The following is a 17742-nucleotide window of genomic DNA, read 5'->3' as shown; positions in this document are numbered from 1 at the left end:
GACGTCGCACTCGACAAATTTGCTGCGCCCCGGTATTGGCTGGACCGCATTCTTCCCGCGAAAGCCGATCCGATGAACCTTGCCCTGAAGAGCCCCGAGCCCCGTCCCGGCATCCTGGACATTGCCGCCTATGTGCCGGGCAGGGAACATGCGCCGGGCGTTGCGAAGGTCCACAAGCTGTCGTCGAACGAAACGCCGCTCGGAGCGAGTCCGCGTGCAATAGAGGCATTCCAGCAGGCGGCGTTCAACCTCGAGCGCTACCCGGATGGCCAGGCTCACGCGCTGAAAGACGCGATCGCGGCAGTTCACGGGCTGAACCCGGCCAATATTCTCTGCGGCAACGGCTCGGACGAACTGCTCGGGCTCCTCTGCCACACCTATCTCGGCCCCGGCGACGAAGGGATCGTCACCGAGCATGGCTTTCTCGTCTACAAGATCCAGATCACCGCGGCAGGCGGCACGCCGGTGACGGTCAAGGAGAGCCACGCGCGCGTCGACGTCGACGCGATCCTCGCTGCCGTCACCGAACGGACGAAGATCGTCTTCATCGCCAATCCGGCGAACCCGACCGGCACCTACATCCCTGTCGACGAGGTGCGGCGCCTCCATGCCGGGCTCCCGTCCGGCGTCGTGCTGGTGCTCGATGCCGCCTACGCCGAATATGTCCGGCGCAACGATTACGAGGCGGGAGTGGAGCTGGTTTCGGGCAACCGAAACGTGGTGATGACGCGGACCTTCTCGAAGATCTACGGCCTAGCGGGCCTGCGGATCGGCTGGATGTATGCGCCGCGCGACATTGTGGAGGCGGTCGACCGCGTGCGCGGTCCCTTCAACCTCAATGCACCGGCGATCGCGGCCGGGGCGGCGGCGATCCGGGACCAGGCATCCGTCGCCGCGGCGGTCGATCACAACCTTGCCTGGCTCGCAAGGGTGAGCGAAGCCCTGACGGCGATTGGTCTCCGCGTCACGCCGTCGGTGACCAATTTCGTGCTGATCCATTTCCCGGAAACGGGCGGCAGATCGGCCGAGGAAGCGGATGCGTTCCTGACGGGCCGCGGGTTGATCCTGCGTGCCGTCGGCGCTTACGGCTTTTCCAATGCGCTGCGCATGACCATCGGCTCGGAAGAGGCGAATGAGGGCGTGATCGCGGCGCTAACCGAATTCATGGGACGGAAATGATGGCTCAGCAGTTCGAAACCATCGCCCTTATCGGCATCGGCCTGATCGGCTCGTCGATCGCGCGGGATATCCTCGACAGGCAACTCGCCGGGACGATCGTCGTCTCGACGCGCAGCGAAGCGACCCTGAAGCGCGCCGGCGAGCTCGGTCTCGGACACCGCTATACGCTGTCGGCCGCCGAGGCGGTGAAGGATGCCGATCTCGTTATCGTCTCCGTCCCGGTCGGAGCTTCCGGCGCCGTCGCCGCCGAAATCGCCGCGCACCTGAAGCCCGGGGCGATCGTCACAGATGTCGGCTCGACGAAGGGGTCGGTGATCGCGCAGATGGCGCCGCACCTGCCGGACAGCGTCCACTTCGTGCCCGGCCACCCGATCGCCGGCACCGAGCACTCCGGTCCGGATGCGGGCTTTGCCGGGCTGTTCCGCGGCCGCTGGTGTATTCTGACGCCGCCGCCTGGCACGGACGAGGAGGCGGTCGCCAGGCTCAGGCTTTTCTGGGAGGCGCTCGGCTCGATGGTCGACGAGATGGATCCGGAGCACCACGACATGGTGCTGGCGATCGTCTCGCACCTTCCGCACATCATCGCCTACAACATCGTCGGCACGGCGGACGACCTCGCAACCGTGACCGAGTCGGAAGTGATCAAATATTCCGCCTCCGGCTTCCGCGACTTCACCCGCCTTGCCGCCTCCGATCCGACCATGTGGCGCGACGTCTGCCTGCACAACAAGGACGCGATCCTCGAAATGCTGGCGCGCTTCTCGGAGGACCTTGCCTCGCTGCAACGTGCGATCCGCTGGGGCGACGGCGACAAGCTGTTCGATCTCTTCACCCGTACGCGGGCGATCCGCCGGTCGATCATCCAGGCCGGCCAGGATACGGCGATGCCGGACTTCGGCCGGCATGCCATGGACCAGAAGTAGATCTGACTTCCGGATTCAAAGAGCCGGCAGGATACCGATCGGAACGAACGCCAGGAAAGCGGTGCCGTCGCGCACATTGAGCTTGACGGTCGCCTCGTTCTTGCCGGCGGCGAGCGCCGCCAGGACGTTGGCGACGTTGTTGATGAGGTCGGTTTCCTCGGGAACGGCTTTCACCAGGTTCTCGCGCCATGCGTCGATGTTCACCAGTGTCAGGGAGAACTCGCCGGAAACGAGCCCCTGGTCGTTGACCAAGAAGGGCCCGGAGAGCTTGGCGGTCATTCCGCTTCCTGCGTCCAACGTCAATTGTCGCAGTTCGCCTCTGGTGCCGCGCATCATGTGCGGGTTGATCGCGCCGCCTTGCAGCCATTCGGCCTTGCCGGTGACCGTAAGGTCGGCCGCAACATTGGCCGGCGGTGCGAGGCTCGGCCCTTCCTCGGGCCGCAGGTCGAGCTTATCGACGCTCAGCGCCGCGTCGAGATCATCGCCGTTCTGTCGCAGATGAATCTCCCCGTGGCTGGCACCGAAGCCTATGCCCTTGCCGAGAAGCGGCGAGCGGACGGTGCCGGTCAGATTGTCATAGGCGATTGAACTTCGGTCGACACCCGAGAGCGTCGCCGCGAGGCTGGCATGCAGCAGCGTCCAATCGGCGGACACCGAAACGCCGGGTGAGACACGAATTTCCGCGGGGCCGTCGAGTTCGACGACGGCGCGTCCCGGCTGGTAGACCTGTGCCGCCGTCCTCAAGGCGCCGAAGGATGCGGACGCACCATGGCGGGTGTCGTCGACGCGCACCTTGTCGCAGAAGAGGCCGATGCGGAATGGAAACCCGCGCACCTCGGGTTCGCTACACTCGCCGCCAAGGCCGCTCGCCTGCTTTTCCGCCAGATAGGCCGGCAGCCGCTTCTCGATCTGGTCGGCGGCGACGAACCAGGCGCCGGAATAGATGCCGGCGACAAGAATGATGCCCGTTGCAAGCCAGAGAAACTTCCTGCTGGCTGGCCGTCCCTTGGCGACCTCGGTTACCGTCATGGTATCGCGTACTCCACTCTTGCGTCGAAAGCGGCTTTTCGTGTGGCCGGTTCCGTTCCACAAACTAACTTCTGCGCGGCAGACGCGGGGGCCTTTCTTCCGCGCTGCGTCGTAGTTCTCAAGATCTTAGGGCAGGATGAAGGCGGAAAGCCGCTTCACACCTTTGCCGATCCCGCTCTAGAAAGTTCTGGACGGCCGCTGCCATGCTCATGGGTGATTCGGCGATAGCGGCAACATCGGTTGAATGGCAGCGGATATGGACGAATTTTGGGTCTTTGGCTACGGGTCGTTGATGTGGAATCCGGGCTTTCGCTTCGAGGAGAAGCGGACGGCAAGGGCCTTCGGCTATCGCCGCTCCCTTTGCGTTCATTCCTGGGTGCATCGCGGCACCGAGCGGCATCCAGGCCTTGTCCTCGGTCTCGACCATGGCGGCTCCTGCATCGGCATGGCATTTCGCGTCCCTCCTGCCGAAAGGACGGAGGTGGTCGACTACCTGCGTGAGCGCGAACTGGTTACGCATGTCTACAAGGAGCGGACCATGCGGGTGCAACTCTCCGACGGACGCCGCGTGCCGGCGCTCGCCTATGTGATCGACCGCAATCACGTGCAGTATGCGGGGACGCTGAAAGCGGAGCAGGCGGCTGCGACGGTCGCCACCGCCGTCGGCAAGTCGGGAAACAATCGCGAATACGTGCTCAACACGCTTGCCCATCTGAGGGAGATGGGCATCCGCGACCATTGGCTTGAGGAAGTCGCCGCCAATCTTACCGACGGTACAGCCGCATCGGCTCAGGCCTGATCGGTCGTCAAAAATTTAACGCCGGATGCGCGCGGAAAACCGCGTACACTTTTCCTCATCCCGCGCCAAGCTCGCGCAGACGCTGTTTGGCCGTCGGCGGCAGCGGCAGGTGCGGATTGGCCTTGGCGGTCTCGACGAGGAGCTCGTCGCTTGCGGCCTCGGTCACCTCGACGAGCTTCGCCAAAAAGGCGTCCGGATCCAGGCCGGCTTCGATGGGCGGCAGCACCCGCACCTTGAAATGGCCGGGGAAGCGCAGGAACTTGCGGCGTGGCCAGAAGAGGCCCGGATGCATGGCGACGGGGACGACCGGCACCTGCAGGTCGCGGTAGAGACGGGCAATGCCGTACTTGTACTCCGGCGGCGCGCCGGGCGGCCGCCGTGTGCCTTCCGGATAGATGATCAGCTGGCGCCCCGTGGCCATTTCCCGCTTGGTACGCTCCATGACCTCCGTCATCGCCTTGCCGCGGGCGGCGCGGTTTACCGGCACCATGCGTTGCTTGATGATGTACCAGCCGAAGAGCGGGATCCAGGTCAGCTCGCGCTTCAGGATATAGAACGGATCGTCAAGCCAGGGCAGAAGCGCATAGGCGTCCCAGAACGACTGGTGCTTCGGCGCGAAGATGTAGGCGCCCTGCGGAATGTTATCGAGGCCCTCGATCTCGAAGGTCGTTCCGACGATCTTCTCCATCAGCCAGTGGTTGCTGCGCACCCAGTTCTTCGGCACGAACCAGGCTGTTTTGCGCGGCACGAGGAAATAGACCGGGGTCAGCACGATCATCTGGGCGATCAGATTGGCATAGAAGACCAGGTTGAAGAAGATCGAACGCAGGATGATCATCAGGCAGGCTCTCGATGGGAAGGCGACGCTGGCCGCAATGCGGTTGCCGTTCCGCTGCCTACACGAAACTCGCAGCAAGGAAAACAGTTCTTGCAGGATCGAGCGCGCTACTCTTCCTGCGGGGCTTGGCGAGGGGCGTCGACTTCCGAATCCGGCACCAGGTGCTTGCGCGCAAACTCTCGCAGCGACGCAACCGAATATTTGGCGTATTCGAGCAGGATGGCCTTGATGAAGAGCGGATTGCGCAGCCAGTTGGATGTCTTCAGATCCGAATTGACAACCGGATAGGCAATGAACTGCGTGTCCGGCCGAACCCGGCGCAGCTCAAGCAGGCTGCGCGGCATATGGTAGTTGTTGGTGACGACGAGGACGCTTCGATAGCCGCGATCGAGGATCCACTGTCCCGCCTCGGTCGCATTGCCGATCGTGTCGACCGCTTCATGGCCGATATCGACGCAGCACTTGAAGAGGTCAGCCGAACTTTGCGTGTTGCGGCGTATCTGGCTTTCCGTCGTCGCCGGATTGACGCCGGAGATCAGAAGCCGGTTGCCGGCGCCGGATTTCAGAAGCTCGACCGCCTGGTCTATCCGCTGGAAGCCGCCGGTCAGCACGACGATCGCATCCGCCTTGGGTGTGGCAGGCGGCTGCAGCGAGGCGACCGTATCGGCGAAGTGCAGGAAACCGGCGACGAAGATTGCGAGAAAGGCGAGCAGCACGAAAAAGCCGCGCCGCAGGATTTTGCGCAGCAGGCTGCGAGACCGACGGCGGCGCGCGGCCCTGTCTCGCCATTTGCCCCTATCGGCCATTCCGCTCTCGCGAAGCTCCTCAACCATCGTGATTCTCTCACATAGCCGCCGATTGCGGCAGGGGATAGATCGGTCGAGGGAGATTCACGGTTTTGCAGGGTCCATGAAGGGGTTAGCCCTGATAGGTATCCGTCCGGCCCGGGTCAGACCGGATGAGGTCGATCTCGTAGATCGTGCGGGTGACGGTCAGCCGCGCCGTCAGCGTCGTCAGCAGGGCGATGACGATGATGATCGCGAAGATGCCGAGATAGCCGGTATAGCCGATCGCAAAGGTGCCGAAGAGCGCGGTCGCCTGGTCCGTTTCCGGAGTTGCGAGCGTCTGCGATTGCCAGAAACTGGCGATGGCGAACGACAGCGCCGCAAGCAGCCCGCCGGCGCCGGCGCCCTTGAGGCTGATCCTGAGGAAGTGCTTCTGGAACTCGGACGCCACGAAGCCCGCCTCGGCCCCGACGAAATGCAGGACCTCGACGATGTGGCGATTGCCGGAGAGGGCACCGCGCGTGGCGAAGACGACCGTCAGCACCATGGCCGAAAAGACCAGCGCCAGAACGCCGGTCCCGATCATCGTCGTTGTGTTGGCCATGGCGACCAGACGGTCAACCCAGGTGCGGTGATCGTCGAGAAAGGCTTCCGGGATCGTCTCCGTCAAGGCCTTGCGCATGGCGGGAAAATCTGGCGGGTTGTTTTCATCGATGGTTATCACCACGAGCCGCGGCACCGGCAGTTCGTCGAGATCGAGGCTGCCGCCGAGCCAGGGTTCGAGCAGTCGGGCCGTTGCGGCGCGGTCGATGATGTTGCCGCCCGTCGTGCCGGGGAAGGTCAAGGCGAGGTCGCGCGCGTCGGCGAGCGCCTTCTCCATATCCAAGTTCTCGTCCGGCTTGATCTGGATGGTGATCTCGCGAGAAATCTGCGATTGCCAGCTTTGCGCCGTCGCCCGCACCATACTGACCCCGCCGAGCGTCAGGCAGGCGAGGAAGGACATGATGGCAATGACGCACATCAGGGCATGACCGGAGACATTGGCGGAGGGTACGATCGGCCCGGTCGGGCGCACGCGCATTTCGCTGCGGCGCTGCTGCGGCGGCGGGTCGGGCTCGCGGCGGGGGCGCTGCTCATTCATAGATATCGAGCCGCCCCTGTGAAAGGATCATGCGCCGGGCCTCGACCTGGTCCATCAGCGACAGGTCGTGCGTGGCGATCACCACGGCGGTGCCAAGCCTGTTCAATTCGAGGAAAAGGTTCAACAGCCGTCTTGCCATCGGCGGATCGACATTGCCGGTCGGTTCGTCGGCCAGCAGGATTTCCGGGCGGTCGATCAGCGCCCGGGCGATTGCGGCGCGCTGTTTTTCGCCGCCGGAAAGTACCGGCGGAAGCACGTTGATGCGCTCGCCAAGGCCGACCCATTTGAGAAGCTCGAGCACGTCCGACCGATAGCTCGTCTCTTCCTTGCCGCGGACCCTCAACGGCAGGGCGACGTTCTCGTAGGTCGTCAGGTGGTCGAGAAGACGGAAGTCCTGGAAGACGATGCCGATGCGGCGCCGCAGCATCGGAAATTCCTCGCGCGGAATGGAGGAGATGTTGCGGTCGAACATGCGAATGAGCCCGCGCGTCGGCTTCAGCGACAGAAACAGCAGCCGCAGCAGCGTCGTCTTGCCGGCCCCCGATGGGCCGGTGAGGAATTGAAAGGAACGGCGCGGAATGTCGAATGTCAGGTCCCGGAGAATTTCCGGCCCCATGCCATAGCGCAATCCGACATTCTCGAAATGAATCAACGGGACAGCCCAATCTCTCGTCACGATCCTCGACAACCGCCGCAGCCGGCCGTTCGCACATCCAGCGTCGTTACATCCCGCCGGGCGCACGAAGCGCGCTGCATCGCTTTGAACTGCGGTGCCGATTGAAGGACCATGCAGTAGGACAGCGCGCCTGCCAAGGCAAAACCGAGTGCGGAACCATGGTTAAGCGACGGTTAATGTCCCAGGAAAACACGCCACTTTCGCGGCTCTTTCCGAAACATTAACCATTCCGATTTACGTTCCGTGAGGATTTGATGCAATGCCCTGTTTTTTGCAGGGTCTTGCGGCAGCGAGCTTGCCGCGCCCGGTGTAACAGAGGCGCGGCACTCCGATGGGAGAGCCCCATGCAGGCGTTTCGCGCGAAGACCGCAGATATCGACCTCCTTCCGCCGGAGCGCGTGCCGCGCGCGGGCATCCCCCCGGTCAGGACGCGCGACTATGTCGACGTCGAGTTCGAGACCGTTGCTCCCGGTCCGCGGCGCGGCCCCTATCCAGTCTTCAACGATAATCGGCGATCGGCGGCGCGTCCGGTGCCGCGTCCGACGACGACCATTCGAAGCGGGGTAGGGACCCGGTTCCTCGCGATTGCGGAGGCGAAACTGCGTGCGATGCCGGCGCGGCGCTTCGCCGCCCTCGCCGCCGGCCTCGGCGTGACCGCCTTCCTTCTGGTGGCAGGGCTCGGAGGGAACAAAGAGGCAGATGCCCGTCCGCTGGCCATTGAGGCGGTCACCACCTCGCTCGATTATATCGGCGGCATGCGCGTGCTTTCCGTCTATGGGGCGATCGGCAACCGCTCCGATCTCGAACAGCGCCTGCCGCCTGTGGTCGTCGAAATCATGAGCAATGGACGGCCGGTGACGGCGACGCGCCTGATGCACGAAGGCGCGGCAATCGCGCCGGGCGAAAGCCGCCGCTTCGTCACCCGGCTTCCCTATACTGGCGGAAAAATGCCCGACGTCGCCGTTTCCTTTGCGGAAAACAGTGTTTCGCCTCGCTGATTGTGCTAATCGGCGCTTGAAGGGAGGGCAGGCGTTCTTCCTGGAAAATGGAGACCCGCCATGCCCGTCGTCCGCGGCAAGAATATCGAGATTCTTTATAGTCCCGAGGCAATCGCCAGTCGCAATCGAGACATGGCGGAAGAGATCATGCGCGGGCCGCACAAGGACCTCCTCGTCATCTCGATCCTCAAAGGCTCTTTCATCTTTGCGGCCGATCTGATCCGCGCCATGCACGGCGCAGGACTTGCGCCGGAGGTCGAGTTCATCACGCTGTCGAGCTACGGCACCGGAACCGAATCCAAGGGCGTGAAGATCACCAAGGATATCGACAGCGACGTGCACAATCGCGACGTGCTCTTGATCGACGATATTCTCGAATCCGGGCGGACGCTGCGCTTTGCCAAGGATCTGCTTTACGAACGCGGCGCCCGCCATGTCACGGTCGCCGTGCTGCTCGACAAGCGCATGAAGCGCCGCGTCGATCTGGAAGCCGATTATGTCGGCTTCGAATGCCCCGACCACTTCGTGGTGGGCTACGGCATGGACGTCGCCTACGCCTTTCGCGAACTCCCGTTCGTCGGCGTCGTCACGGGCGACGCGGAATAGCGTCTCTCCAGCCCCCGATTCCCGGTTGCACTCTTTGCGGCGAGGGCGGTGATTCCTTGCGCCTCACGGGCGAGTACTCGCTCTTTCTCTACCTGCAAGCGCGAGATGCTGAAAATCGATGGGATCGCGTTTACCGAAAGCAAACAAAAACCTGTTTGGTTGGAGCGGTGTCACGGCCGCAGTCGGCGTGGATACGGATGTTCAACGACGTAGAGCGTCTTCTTTGCGAATGACGCCGGCGCTCTGTGAGAGCGAACACGGGAGGCCATGATGGCGAAAATCCTGATTACCGAGGATGAAGATGCCTTGCGCTCGTTTGTGGCGCGGGCGTTGCAACTCGATGGGCACGAAACGGTCGAGGCCGGGGATGGAGCCGACGGGCTCGCCCGCCTCAAGGACCAACGCTTCGACCTGCTGCTTTCCGATATCCGGATGCCGGTCATGGACGGCATCGAACTCGTGCATCAGGCATCGGCGGCCTTTCCCCAGCTCAAGATCCTGTTGATGACCGGCTATGCCGAGCAACGCGAGCGCGCCGACGATCTCTCAGGCAAGGTGGTGGATGTGATCGCCAAGCCGTTTTCCCTGCCTGACATCCGCAAGGCGGTTGCGCACGCGCTCGCAGCCTGACCGTTTCCTGAGGCCCTGCTCGGCGGGGCCTCAGCGCATATCGAGCAGGCGCTCGAGATATTGCCGCTCGACTTCCGGCGACAGATTATCGCCGAGCTTGCGCCGAATCGCGTCCAGGATCTGCCGGGCGCGCTGCGTGTCGATTTCGTCCGGCACTTTCACCTGGTCGCCGAAATCCGGTCCGGCGTTCTGCTGGCGCCGTCCGAGCGGATCGCGCCCGTTCTGGCCGTATTGCGGGACTCCTTGACCGGGGCCGGGCCCCTGACCCTGGGCCTGCATCTGGTTCATCATGTCCTGGGCGCCTTCGCGCAGCGCCTGCAGCGCCCGGCCCTGGCTGCCCACCGCCCGTTCGCCCTGGCCCTGGCCGAGGGCGCCCGCGGCGTCCTTCATTTCGCGCCCGGCCTGGCCGAAGCCCTTGCCAGGCTTTATGCCGAGTTGCTCCAGGCCCTTTTGCAACTCGCCCAGTTGCTTGCCGAGCGCCTCCTGCTGCTGTCTGAGCTGCCTCAAGGCTTCCTTCAGCTGTTCTGCGGTCATCTCGTCCAGCGGGTTCGGCTGTCCGTTCGGGTCGCTCTGCTGTCCGGGATTTTGGGGCATGTCCTGGCCAAAGAGCTCGTTGTCCTCGCCCTGAAGCGGATCGCCGCGCTGCATCCGGTCGCGCAGCGCCTGGTCCAGCTTGAATGTCTCGTCCATCAGCTGCTGTTGCTGCTGCATGAGCTGGCCGAGCTTGTCCATCTGCTGGCGCATGGCGCTGTTCTGCTCGCCGCCCTGCTGCATGCGGCCGGCCTGCAGATTGTTCATCATCCGCTGCAGTTCGGACAGAAGCTGGCGCGCCTGATCGCGCGCGCCGGAACGCGCCAGATTCTCGATCTGGTCCATCATCTTTTCCAGATCCTGCTGGCGCAGCACATTGTTCATGTCCGGATTGGCGGCGATCGCCGGGTTTTTGGCCGCCTGCTCGGCGAGTGCGCGCATATATTCCTGCATCGCCTGGCGTAGTTCCTGCATCAGCCTGGCGATCTCCTCATCCGAGGCGTTGCGTTCGAGCGCGTCGGAGAGCGCCTGCTGGGCATCGCGGAGCCGGCGCTCGGCGAGCGACAGGTCGCCGTCCTCTATGCCGAGTGCGATTTCCCAGAGATGCTTGGCCGCATCGCGCAGCATGTCGTCGTTGCGGGCGAGCTCCATCCGCGTCCGGGCCGACTGGATCAGCAGGAAATGCGTGAGATTCGGGATCGTCTCCTCGGGATAGAGCGTCAGCGCATCATTGAGATCGATGGCGTGGGGGAGTTGGTTGGCGTCGAGCGCGAAGACCTGCCGCTGTTCGGCAACCGCTGCGGCCAGCGGTTCGAAGAAGCGCCGCGCCGGCAACACCATTTCCTCCGGCACGCTTCGTCCTTCCTGGCCGGCAGCGTCGCGGGCGACGAGGGTGATCTCGACGCGCTTGCCGGAGAGCGGATGTTCGCTCAAGTTCCGGCTGGTCGTTCCCTTGGCGTCACGCGGATTGCGGCGGGGCAGGTCGAGGCGGTATTCCGGCGGGGCATAGAGCGGCCTGGCGCCGGCAGCCGGTTGATCCAGAGGCTTGATCTCTGCCCAGGCCTGGGCGATGCCGTAATCGTCATGAGCGAGGAAGCTTATCTCCAGCGACGAGTTCGCCGTCGGACGGGGAGCTCCGTCGAAGGCGATGTCCGGGACACTGTCGGGAATGATTTTGAAGTTCCAGCGCTGTCCGGCAACGGAAAGCGTCCCGTCGCGGGTGATCTTGAAGAGATGATTGCGGGCGCCGTTCGCCGGCGTGCCGGCCGCATCCGTTCCCGCCGACTGCTGCGACGACGGCTTGCCGGCCACGGCCGGGATGACCGTCGGCTGCGGGTTGCCGGTGTCGGCATAGCTGACCTGCGTCTCCTGGCCGGCGCCGGTTACGCGGACCGTGACGTCGCTGAACTGCGGGATGGTGATGGCAGCCTCCCTGTCGGCGGCTGCCATATCCTCCCGGCCGGTGAGGAAAATGGGGGCGCGGCCGGTATAGGCCGGCGGCGTCACCCAGGCGTCGATGCGGATGTCGGAAGCAGCGACTTGACGCTCGGGCAGCCGAAACGCATCCGATACCAGACCGGCGCGGTTCGAATAGGAATAGGCAAAGGCGACGCAGGCGATGAGTATCGGCACAGCCCTCAGGGCGAGGGGATCGTGTCTCGCGACGTCCGGGCGTGGCAGGCCCGTATCGAGGCCGTGGACGAGACGCGCCATGCGCGCCTGGTGCTCGCGCCAGAGCGCCGCACCGACGGCTCCCTCCGTCGCCGGCGCGTCGTCCTGCACGCGGATCGCCTGATGCGGCAGCCGATTGCGGATTTCGAGCATCCGGTCGGCTTCGGCGATATCCGGCCAACGCAGGCGGGTGAGCGGCAGCAGCGTCAGGAAAAGCCCTGCGACGAAGGCGAGCAGAATGACGACATGCAGCCAGAAAGGGGCAACGCGGAACAAGCCGAGCCAGCCTGCGGAGAGGAAGAGGAGGACGAGCGAGGCAGGGGCGAGCGCACGGGGCAGGAGCTGCTCGGAAAGCAGGATCAGGCGTGCCAGGAACCGCTTCGTCGCCAGCATTCTGCCGAATGACTTCGGTTGTGGCGTTTCATCCTGCCGGAATTGCGTCATCCGCCCAAGTTCCCTTTCGATCCCTTTGACCGCCGCGGCGGTCAAAGGTCAGGATAACATCCTTTGTGGCGAAGGCGAGGGCGACAGGAAAAACAAACCGTGATCGCGCCGGGGCGCGGTCCGTCGAAAGTCCCACACCGGGACTCAGTCAAGCCAATCCGGCACCGAGTCGAGGCCGATCAGAGCGTCATAGTCCTCGCGCGGCCGGATCACGTGGAAACTGTCGCCCTTGACGAGTACCTCGGGCACCAAAAGCCGGCTATTATAGGTGCTGGCCTGGACCGCTCCGTAGGCACCGGCCGACCCGACCGCGAAGAGATCGCCCGGCTTCGGCATCGCCATCTCGCGGTCGAGCGCCAGATAGTCGCCCGTTTCGCAGACAGGGCCGACGACGTCGGCCTTGATGCGTGGCGCATTGGCGGCAGAAATCTTCACCGGCCTGATCTCGTGATAGGCCTCGTAGAGGGTCGGGCGGATCAGGTCGTTCATTGCGCCGTCGACGATGACGAAGGTCTTTTCGCCGCCATCCTTTACATAGATCACTTCGGTGACGAGAATGCCGGCATTGCCAACGATCAGCCGGCCCGGCTCGGTGACGATCTTGCAGTCGAGGCCCTTGAGCTGGTTCTTGACGATGTCCGCATAGGCATCGGGGAGCGGCGGCGGATTGTTGTCTTCACGATAGGGGATGCCGAGGCCGCCGCCGATATCCACATGATCGATGGCGTGGCCATCCGAGCGCAGCGTATCGACCAGTTCGCGCAGCAGCTTGAACGCATCGTCGAAGGGCTGCAGCTCGGTGATCTGGCTGCCGATATGCATGTCGATGCCGGTCACCTTGATGCCGGGGAGTGTCGCTGCATGGGCGTAGACGGCGCGCGCCCGCTCCCAGGATATACCGAACTTGTTTTCCTTCTTGCCGGTCGAAATCTTGGCGTGCGTGCGTGCGTCCACGTCCGGATTGATGCGGAAGGAGACATGCGCCTGCTTGCCGGCGCGCACGGCCCGTTGGTTCAGGATCTCCAGCTCCGGCTCGGATTCGACGTTGAAGCAATAGATGCCGGCCTCGAGCCCGAGGTCCATTTCGCGCGGCGTCTTGCCGACACCCGAAAACATGATCCGCTCTGCAGGAATGCCGGCGGCGAGCGCCCGGCGGAGTTCTCCTTCGGAGACCACGTCGACACCGGCGCCGAGGCGGCCGAGCGTCTTCAGCACGGCCTGGTTGGAATTGGCCTTCACCGCATAGCAGACCATCGCATCGACGTCGGCAAAGGCCTGTGCGAACACGCGGTAGTGTCGCTCGAGCGTCGCGGTGGAATAGCAATAGAAGGGCGTGCCGACGGCACGGGCGATATCCGTCACTGGGACGTCTTCGGCGTAGAGAATTCCGTCGCGATAGTCGAAGTGGTTCACGGGGGCGCTCGCTTAGAGGAGGGGGTCAAGCAGGAAGGGGCGGTCCTCGACCGTTTCCTTCGGTTCGGCGGTGCCGGCGGGCGCCTTCGTGTTGATCGCCGTTGTGGCGCCCGGCCGGTCGAGATCGCCCTTGCGCCCGCAGCCGGTGAGAACCAGCCCCGGAATTGCCAGCAGGAGCGCAAGCCGGGCCGCCTTGGTGAATGTCATCGTCATGTCCCTCGCCGAAGCTGAAGCAGATAGGTCACAAGCGACAGCGGGCGCGCCCCGCATTCTCGCTCTGGTGCGATCTCTTATCGGGTTTTCAAACCCTTGTGCACCCTGATTCTGCGTGGCTAATTGCGCGCCCGCCACCAGGCGATCTGCTTGCGCACCTCGGCCGGTGCGGTGCCGCCGAAGCTGGTGCGGCTTGCGACCGACGCCTCGACGGTCAGCACGTCGAAGAGCTTGTCGGTAATGGCGGGGTTGATCGCCTTCAGTTCGGCAAGCGGGAGATCGGCGAGATCGCAGCCCTTCTCTTCGGCAAGTGCTACGGCGCGACCGGTGACGTGATGGGCGTCGCGGAAGGGGAGACCCGCCTCGCGAACCAGCCAGTCGGCAAGGTCGGTGGCGGTCGAATAGCCGGAACCGGCGGCCGCCTTCATCCGGTCGGCGCGGATCGTCATGTCGCGGACCATGCCGGTCATCGCCGCGATCGCCAGCTCCAGGCTTTCGGCTGCGTCGAAGACCTGTTCCTTGTCCTCCTGCATGTCCTTGGAATAGGCGAGCGGCAGCCCCTTCATCACCGTTAGCAGCGCGATCAACGAGCCGTTGATGCGGCCGGTCTTGGCGCGCACGAGCTCGGCGGCATCCGGGTTCTTCTTCTGCGGCATGATCGAAGAGCCGGTCGAGAAGGCATCCGACAGGCGGATGAAGCCGAATTGCGGCGTCGACCAGATGACGATCTCTTCGGCAAGACGCGACAGGTGCGTGGCGGCGATCGCCGCGATCGACAGGAACTCGAGTGCGAAGTCGCGGTCGGAAACCGTATCGATCGAGTTGCGGGTCGGCTCGCGGAAGCCGAGTGCCTTGGCCGTCATGTGCCGGTCGATCGGGAAGCCGGTGCCGGCAAGGGCGGCGGCGCCGATCGGGCTCTCGTCCATATGCTCGATTGCGTGGCGGACGCGCGAGCGATCGCGGCCGAACATTTCGACATAGGCCATGCAATGGTGACCGAAGGTCACCGGCTGGGCTGTCTGCAGATGGGTGAAGCCGGGCATCACCGTTTCGGCATGCTCTTCCGCCCGGTCGAGAAAGGCGCCGATCAGCGCTGTCAGGGCCCTTTCGGTCTTCTGCAGTTCTTCCTTCACCCAGAGGCGGAAATCGAGCGCCACCTGGTCGTTGCGCGAGCGTGCCGTATGCAGGCGTCCGGCGGCGGGGCCGATCAGCGTCGCCAGCCGCGCTTCGATGTTCATGTGAATGTCTTCGAGCCGGCGCGAGAACTCGAAGGCGCCGCTTTCGATCTCTGACAGGATCGTGTCGAGGCCGTGAACGATCTTGTCTTTGTCCTCGGCGGAAATGATGCCCTGATGCGCGAGCATCGTGGCGTGCGCTATTGAGCCGCGGATGTCCTGGGCATAGAGCTTCTTGTCGAAGCCGATCGAGGCATTTATCTCCTCCATGATCGCGTCCGGGCCCGAGGCGAAGCGTCCGCCCCACATCTGGTTGGAGGATTTCGTCTCGGAACTGCCGTCAGCCATCGGAATGCCCGCCTTTGGAGAATGAAATGCAAGACCAGAAGAAACGTCCTCCGGCCGTGAAGTTGTTCGCGCTCGCCGCCCTATTTGGGGTGATCGCCGGTGCGGCTGCGGTATACGTGAAGGAGACCGGGTCTGGCAATGGCGGCGCAGCCCGGACGGCGGACGCAAGATGCCCGCTCGCCGGCGAAAAGGTGGCGGCGCTGACGCCGCTGATGCGCGGCCAGGTAGCGGCGATGACACCGGCCGCCAATCCGCGGCCGATCGGCGGTCTCGACTTCACAGGGCCGGACCGAAAGCCGCTGACGCTCGCCTCTTTTGCCGGCAAGACGCTGCTCGTCAATCTCTGGGCAACCTGGTGCCTGCCCTGCCGCGAGGAGATGCCAGCGCTCGACGGGCTGCAGGGAGCGCTTGGCGGCGACCGCTTCGAGGTCGTTGCGGTCAACATCGACACCGGTGGCGACGACAAGCCGAAGGCCTTCCTCGACGAGATCGGGGTCAAAGACCTGCGCTATTATCGCGACGCCTCGATGGGCGTCTTCAACACGCTGAAGAAGGAGGGGCTTGCCTTCGGTCTGCCGGCCACCCTGCTGATCGACGAGAAGGGTTGCCTTATCGGTTCGATGAACGGGCCGGCCGCCTGGGATAGCGACGATGCGAAGCGGCTGATCGAGGCGGCGATAGCGCCGCCTCCGGAAAGCTGAGGGCTCTCGCGGGCCTCAGCGCGTCGGGACCGGAACGTCGCCGCGATAATCGTAGAAGCCGCGACCGGACTTGCGACCGAGCCAGCCGGCCTCGACATATTTCACCAGCAGCGGGCAGGGACGGTATTTCGAATCGGCCAGGCCGTCGTGCAGTACCTGCATGATCGACAGACAGGTATCGAGGCCGATGAAGTCGGCGAGCTGCAGCGGCCCCATCGGATGGTTGGCGCCGAGCTTCATCGCCGTGTCGATGGCATCGACGGTGCCGACGCCCTCGTAAAGCGTGTAGATCGCCTCGTTGATCATCGGCAGCAGGATGCGGTTGACGATGAAGGCGGGGAAGTCTTCGGCGACCGTGACGGTCTTGTCGAGATGGGCGACGAATTCCTTGGCCGTCCGGAAGGTCTCTTCGTCGGTGGCGATGCCGCGCACCAGCTCCACCAGCTTCATCACCGGAACCGGGTTCATGAAGTGGATGCCCATGAAGCGTTCCGGGCGGTCGGTCGCCGAGGCGAGCCGGGTGATCGACAGCGACGAGGTGTTGGTGGCGAGCAGCGCGTCCGGCTTCATGACCGGACAAACCTGGCCGTAGATCTTGCGCTTGACGGTTTCGTCTTCGGTGACCGCCTCGATGACGAGATCGGCTTGCGAAAGGTCATTGATGTCGGTCGAACCCTTCATCAGCGACAGCGCCTTCTTGCGGTCGTCGTCGCTCATCTTGCCGGAGGAAACCTGCCGGGCGAGGTTGCCGTTGATGGTCGCCAGCCCTGCCTCGATGCGGTCAGCAGCAATATCGTAGATCTGTACCTTGTAACCGGCGGCTGCTGAAACATGGGCAATGCCGCAGCCCATCTGCCCCGCGCCAATAATTCCGATTGTCTTGATCATCGAAGCGAACATCCACCTTAGGAAATCTCGGCAGCGGCGCTGCCGAAGATGCAAAAAACCGGGCCGATGGTACGGCCCGGTACGATTGTTAATGCCAAGCCGGCAGATTTTCCAGCCCTTTTCGTGCCGGAGTGCGGCGTNCGATCACCTTCGAATCCTTCATGCCGGCGAGGTGCTGGATGGCGCCGGAGATGCCGCAGGCGATGTAGAGGTCGGGGGCGACCACCTTGCCGGTCTGGCCGACCTGCCAGTCGTTCGGGGCGTAGCCGGCATCGACGGCGGCGCGGGATGCACCGACGGCGGCACCGAGCTTGTCGGCGACCGGAAGGATGACCTCCTTGAACTTCTCCGACGAGCCGAGCGCCCGGCCACCGGAGATGATGATCTTCGCCGAGGTCAGCTCCGGCCGATCGGAGGACGACAGCGCATCGGAAACATGGCTGGAAAGCCCCGGATCGGCGACGGCCGCAACCGTCTCGATGGCCGCTGAACCGCCTTCACCGGCGGCGGCGAACGAGGCAGTCCTGACGGTGATGACCTTCTTGGCTTCGCTCGTCTGCACCGTCTGGATGGCATTGCCGGCATAGATCGGCCGCCGATAAGTGTCGGCAGAGATGACCTCGATGATCTCCGACACCTGGGCGACGTCGAGAAGTGCTGCAACCCGCGGCAGGACGTTCTTGCCGACCGAGGTGGCGGCGGCAACGATGGTGTCGTAGCTGCCGGCCAGCGAGACGATCAGCGCGGCGAGCGG

18 protein-coding genes are annotated in these 17742 nt (G+C 64.1%); 7 read left to right on the top strand and 11 right to left on the bottom strand.

Going from position 1 to position 17742, the window contains the following annotated elements:
* Window positions 1-72: 72 nt before the first annotated feature.
* Together hisC and ATC00_RS18960 are read left to right on the top strand one after the other, a co-directional pair.
* Window positions 73-1179: a histidinol-phosphate transaminase gene (hisC, locus tag ATC00_RS18965; protein ID WP_064253968.1), complete on the top strand. Its 1107-nt coding sequence runs from the start codon at window positions 73-75 to the stop codon at window positions 1177-1179.
* Window positions 1176-2102 carry a prephenate/arogenate dehydrogenase family protein gene (locus ATC00_RS18960; RefSeq protein WP_037388586.1) on the top strand — a complete coding sequence of 309 codons (927 nt, stop codon included), beginning with the start codon at window positions 1176-1178 and terminating at the stop codon, window positions 2100-2102. The genes hisC and ATC00_RS18960 overlap by 4 nt, the downstream gene beginning before the upstream one ends.
* A 15-nt stretch (window positions 2103-2117) precedes the next feature.
* Here the strand turns inward: ATC00_RS18960 and ATC00_RS18955 are convergent, their stop codons facing one another.
* Window positions 2118-3131 (bottom strand): DUF2125 domain-containing protein, encoded by a 1014-nt coding sequence (locus ATC00_RS18955; RefSeq protein WP_064253967.1) that lies wholly within the window; start codon window positions 3129-3131, stop codon window positions 2118-2120.
* 244 nt (window positions 3132-3375) lie between these two features.
* On the opposite strand from ATC00_RS18955, the gene ATC00_RS18950 reads away from it, so the two are divergent.
* Window positions 3376-3930: a gamma-glutamylcyclotransferase gene (locus ATC00_RS18950; RefSeq protein WP_064253966.1), complete on the top strand. Its 555-nt coding sequence runs from the start codon at window positions 3376-3378 to the stop codon at window positions 3928-3930.
* 55 nt (window positions 3931-3985) lie between these two features.
* Here ATC00_RS18950 and ATC00_RS18945 read toward each other — a convergent pair whose 3' ends face one another.
* The 4 genes from ATC00_RS18945 to ftsE form a co-directional block, all read right to left on the bottom strand.
* A complete protein-coding gene (locus ATC00_RS18945) occupies window positions 3986-4768 on the bottom strand; it encodes a lysophospholipid acyltransferase family protein (protein ID WP_037388578.1) in 783 nt (260 codons plus the stop codon).
* 107 nt (window positions 4769-4875) lie between these two features.
* The gene (locus ATC00_RS18940; protein ID WP_037388929.1) at window positions 4876-5574 is read right to left on the bottom strand and encodes a YdcF family protein; all 699 of its coding nucleotides are present in this window, start codon (window positions 5572-5574) and stop codon (window positions 4876-4878) included.
* 112 nt (window positions 5575-5686) lie between these two features.
* Window positions 5687-6694 (bottom strand): cell division protein FtsX, encoded by a 1008-nt coding sequence (locus ATC00_RS18935; protein WP_064253965.1) that lies wholly within the window; start codon window positions 6692-6694, stop codon window positions 5687-5689.
* Window positions 6687-7310, bottom strand: a complete 624-nt coding sequence (ftsE, locus tag ATC00_RS18930; RefSeq protein ID WP_234782359.1) for a cell division ATP-binding protein FtsE — start codon at window positions 7308-7310, stop codon at window positions 6687-6689. The genes ATC00_RS18935 and ftsE overlap by 8 nt, the downstream gene beginning before the upstream one ends.
* A 404-nt stretch (window positions 7311-7714) precedes the next feature.
* Between ftsE and ATC00_RS18925 the strand changes: the two genes are divergently transcribed.
* From ATC00_RS18925 to ATC00_RS18915, 3 genes are all read left to right on the top strand, one after another.
* Entirely contained in the window at window positions 7715-8368 is a 654-nt protein-coding gene (locus ATC00_RS18925; RefSeq protein WP_037388570.1) for a hypothetical protein, read from the top strand.
* A 60-nt stretch (window positions 8369-8428) separates the two neighbouring features.
* The gene (gene hpt, locus ATC00_RS18920; protein ID WP_037388568.1) at window positions 8429-8974 is read left to right on the top strand and encodes a hypoxanthine phosphoribosyltransferase; all 546 of its coding nucleotides are present in this window, start codon (window positions 8429-8431) and stop codon (window positions 8972-8974) included.
* 270 nt (window positions 8975-9244) lie between these two features.
* Window positions 9245-9604, top strand: coding sequence for a response regulator (locus tag ATC00_RS18915; protein ID WP_037388564.1), 360 nt, complete (start codon window positions 9245-9247; stop codon window positions 9602-9604).
* A gap of 30 nt (window positions 9605-9634) precedes the next feature.
* Here the strand turns inward: ATC00_RS18915 and ATC00_RS18910 are convergent, their stop codons facing one another.
* The 4 genes from ATC00_RS18910 to argH form a co-directional block, all read right to left on the bottom strand.
* A complete protein-coding gene (locus ATC00_RS18910; RefSeq protein ID WP_064253964.1) occupies window positions 9635-12250 on the bottom strand; it encodes a TIGR02302 family protein in 2616 nt (871 codons plus the stop codon).
* A gap of 144 nt (window positions 12251-12394) precedes the next feature.
* Window positions 12395-13663 (bottom strand): diaminopimelate decarboxylase, encoded by a 1269-nt coding sequence (gene lysA / locus ATC00_RS18905; protein ID WP_037388561.1) that lies wholly within the window; start codon window positions 13661-13663, stop codon window positions 12395-12397.
* Between the two features lie 12 nt (window positions 13664-13675).
* Window positions 13676-13876 carry an LPS translocon maturation chaperone LptM gene (lptM, locus tag ATC00_RS18900; protein ID WP_037388559.1) on the bottom strand — a complete coding sequence of 67 codons (201 nt, stop codon included), beginning with the start codon at window positions 13874-13876 and terminating at the stop codon, window positions 13676-13678.
* A 119-nt stretch (window positions 13877-13995) separates the two neighbouring features.
* The gene (gene argH / locus ATC00_RS18895; RefSeq protein WP_037388556.1) at window positions 13996-15399 is read right to left on the bottom strand and encodes an argininosuccinate lyase; all 1404 of its coding nucleotides are present in this window, start codon (window positions 15397-15399) and stop codon (window positions 13996-13998) included.
* 26 nt (window positions 15400-15425) lie between these two features.
* Here argH and tlpA point away from each other — a divergent pair, with 26 nt between their 5' ends.
* Window positions 15426-16100 carry a thiol:disulfide interchange protein TlpA gene (gene tlpA, locus ATC00_RS18890; RefSeq protein WP_037388554.1) on the top strand — a complete coding sequence of 225 codons (675 nt, stop codon included), beginning with the start codon at window positions 15426-15428 and terminating at the stop codon, window positions 16098-16100.
* Window positions 16101-16115: 15 nt separating this feature from the next.
* Here tlpA and ATC00_RS18885 read toward each other — a convergent pair whose 3' ends face one another.
* Window positions 16116-16988 (bottom strand): 3-hydroxybutyryl-CoA dehydrogenase, encoded by an 873-nt coding sequence (locus tag ATC00_RS18885; protein ID WP_037388924.1) that lies wholly within the window; start codon window positions 16986-16988, stop codon window positions 16116-16118.
* Window positions 16989-17129: 141 nt separating this feature from the next.
* On the bottom strand, window positions 17130-17742 hold a 613-nt coding region (locus tag ATC00_RS18880), incomplete at both ends, for an electron transfer flavoprotein subunit alpha/FixB family protein (RefSeq protein WP_153045249.1).

The organism is Sinorhizobium americanum (genome assembly GCF_001651855.1).
GTDB classification, from domain to species: domain Bacteria; phylum Pseudomonadota; class Alphaproteobacteria; order Rhizobiales; family Rhizobiaceae; genus Sinorhizobium; species Sinorhizobium americanum.
Note: the sequence above shows the minus strand (reverse complement) of the source record. Positions and strands in the feature narration are given on the sequence as shown.

Excerpts from the sequence above, each read along its gene's own strand:
- hisC (WP_064253968.1), top strand. The coding sequence starts at position 73 with ATGAACCTTGCCCTGAAGAGCCCCGAGCCCCGTCCCGGCATCCTGGAC.
- ATC00_RS18960 (WP_037388586.1), top strand. The coding sequence starts at position 1,176 with ATGATGGCTCAGCAGTTCGAAACCATCGCCCTTATCGGCATCGGCCTG.
- ATC00_RS18955 (WP_064253967.1), bottom strand. The coding sequence starts at position 3,131 with ATGACGGTAACCGAGGTCGCCAAGGGACGGCCAGCCAGCAGGAAGTTT.
- ATC00_RS18950 (WP_064253966.1), top strand. The coding sequence starts at position 3,376 with ATGGCAGCGGATATGGACGAATTTTGGGTCTTTGGCTACGGGTCGTTG.
- ATC00_RS18945 (WP_037388578.1), bottom strand. The coding sequence starts at position 4,768 with ATGATCATCCTGCGTTCGATCTTCTTCAACCTGGTCTTCTATGCCAAT.
- ATC00_RS18940 (WP_037388929.1), bottom strand. The coding sequence starts at position 5,574 with ATGGCCGATAGGGGCAAATGGCGAGACAGGGCCGCGCGCCGCCGTCGG.
- ATC00_RS18935 (WP_064253965.1), bottom strand. The coding sequence starts at position 6,694 with ATGAATGAGCAGCGCCCCCGCCGCGAGCCCGACCCGCCGCCGCAGCAG.
- ftsE (WP_234782359.1), bottom strand. The coding sequence starts at position 7,310 with ATGGGGCCGGAAATTCTCCGGGACCTGACATTCGACATTCCGCGCCGT.
- ATC00_RS18925 (WP_037388570.1), top strand. The coding sequence starts at position 7,715 with ATGCAGGCGTTTCGCGCGAAGACCGCAGATATCGACCTCCTTCCGCCG.
- hpt (WP_037388568.1), top strand. The coding sequence starts at position 8,429 with ATGCCCGTCGTCCGCGGCAAGAATATCGAGATTCTTTATAGTCCCGAG.
- ATC00_RS18915 (WP_037388564.1), top strand. The coding sequence starts at position 9,245 with ATGGCGAAAATCCTGATTACCGAGGATGAAGATGCCTTGCGCTCGTTT.
- ATC00_RS18910 (WP_064253964.1), bottom strand. The coding sequence starts at position 12,250 with ATGACGCAATTCCGGCAGGATGAAACGCCACAACCGAAGTCATTCGGC.
- lptM (WP_037388559.1), bottom strand. The coding sequence starts at position 13,876 with ATGACGATGACATTCACCAAGGCGGCCCGGCTTGCGCTCCTGCTGGCA.
- argH (WP_037388556.1), bottom strand. The coding sequence starts at position 15,399 with ATGGCTGACGGCAGTTCCGAGACGAAATCCTCCAACCAGATGTGGGGC.
- tlpA (WP_037388554.1), top strand. The coding sequence starts at position 15,426 with ATGCAAGACCAGAAGAAACGTCCTCCGGCCGTGAAGTTGTTCGCGCTC.
- ATC00_RS18885 (WP_037388924.1), bottom strand. The coding sequence starts at position 16,988 with ATGATCAAGACAATCGGAATTATTGGCGCGGGGCAGATGGGCTGCGGC.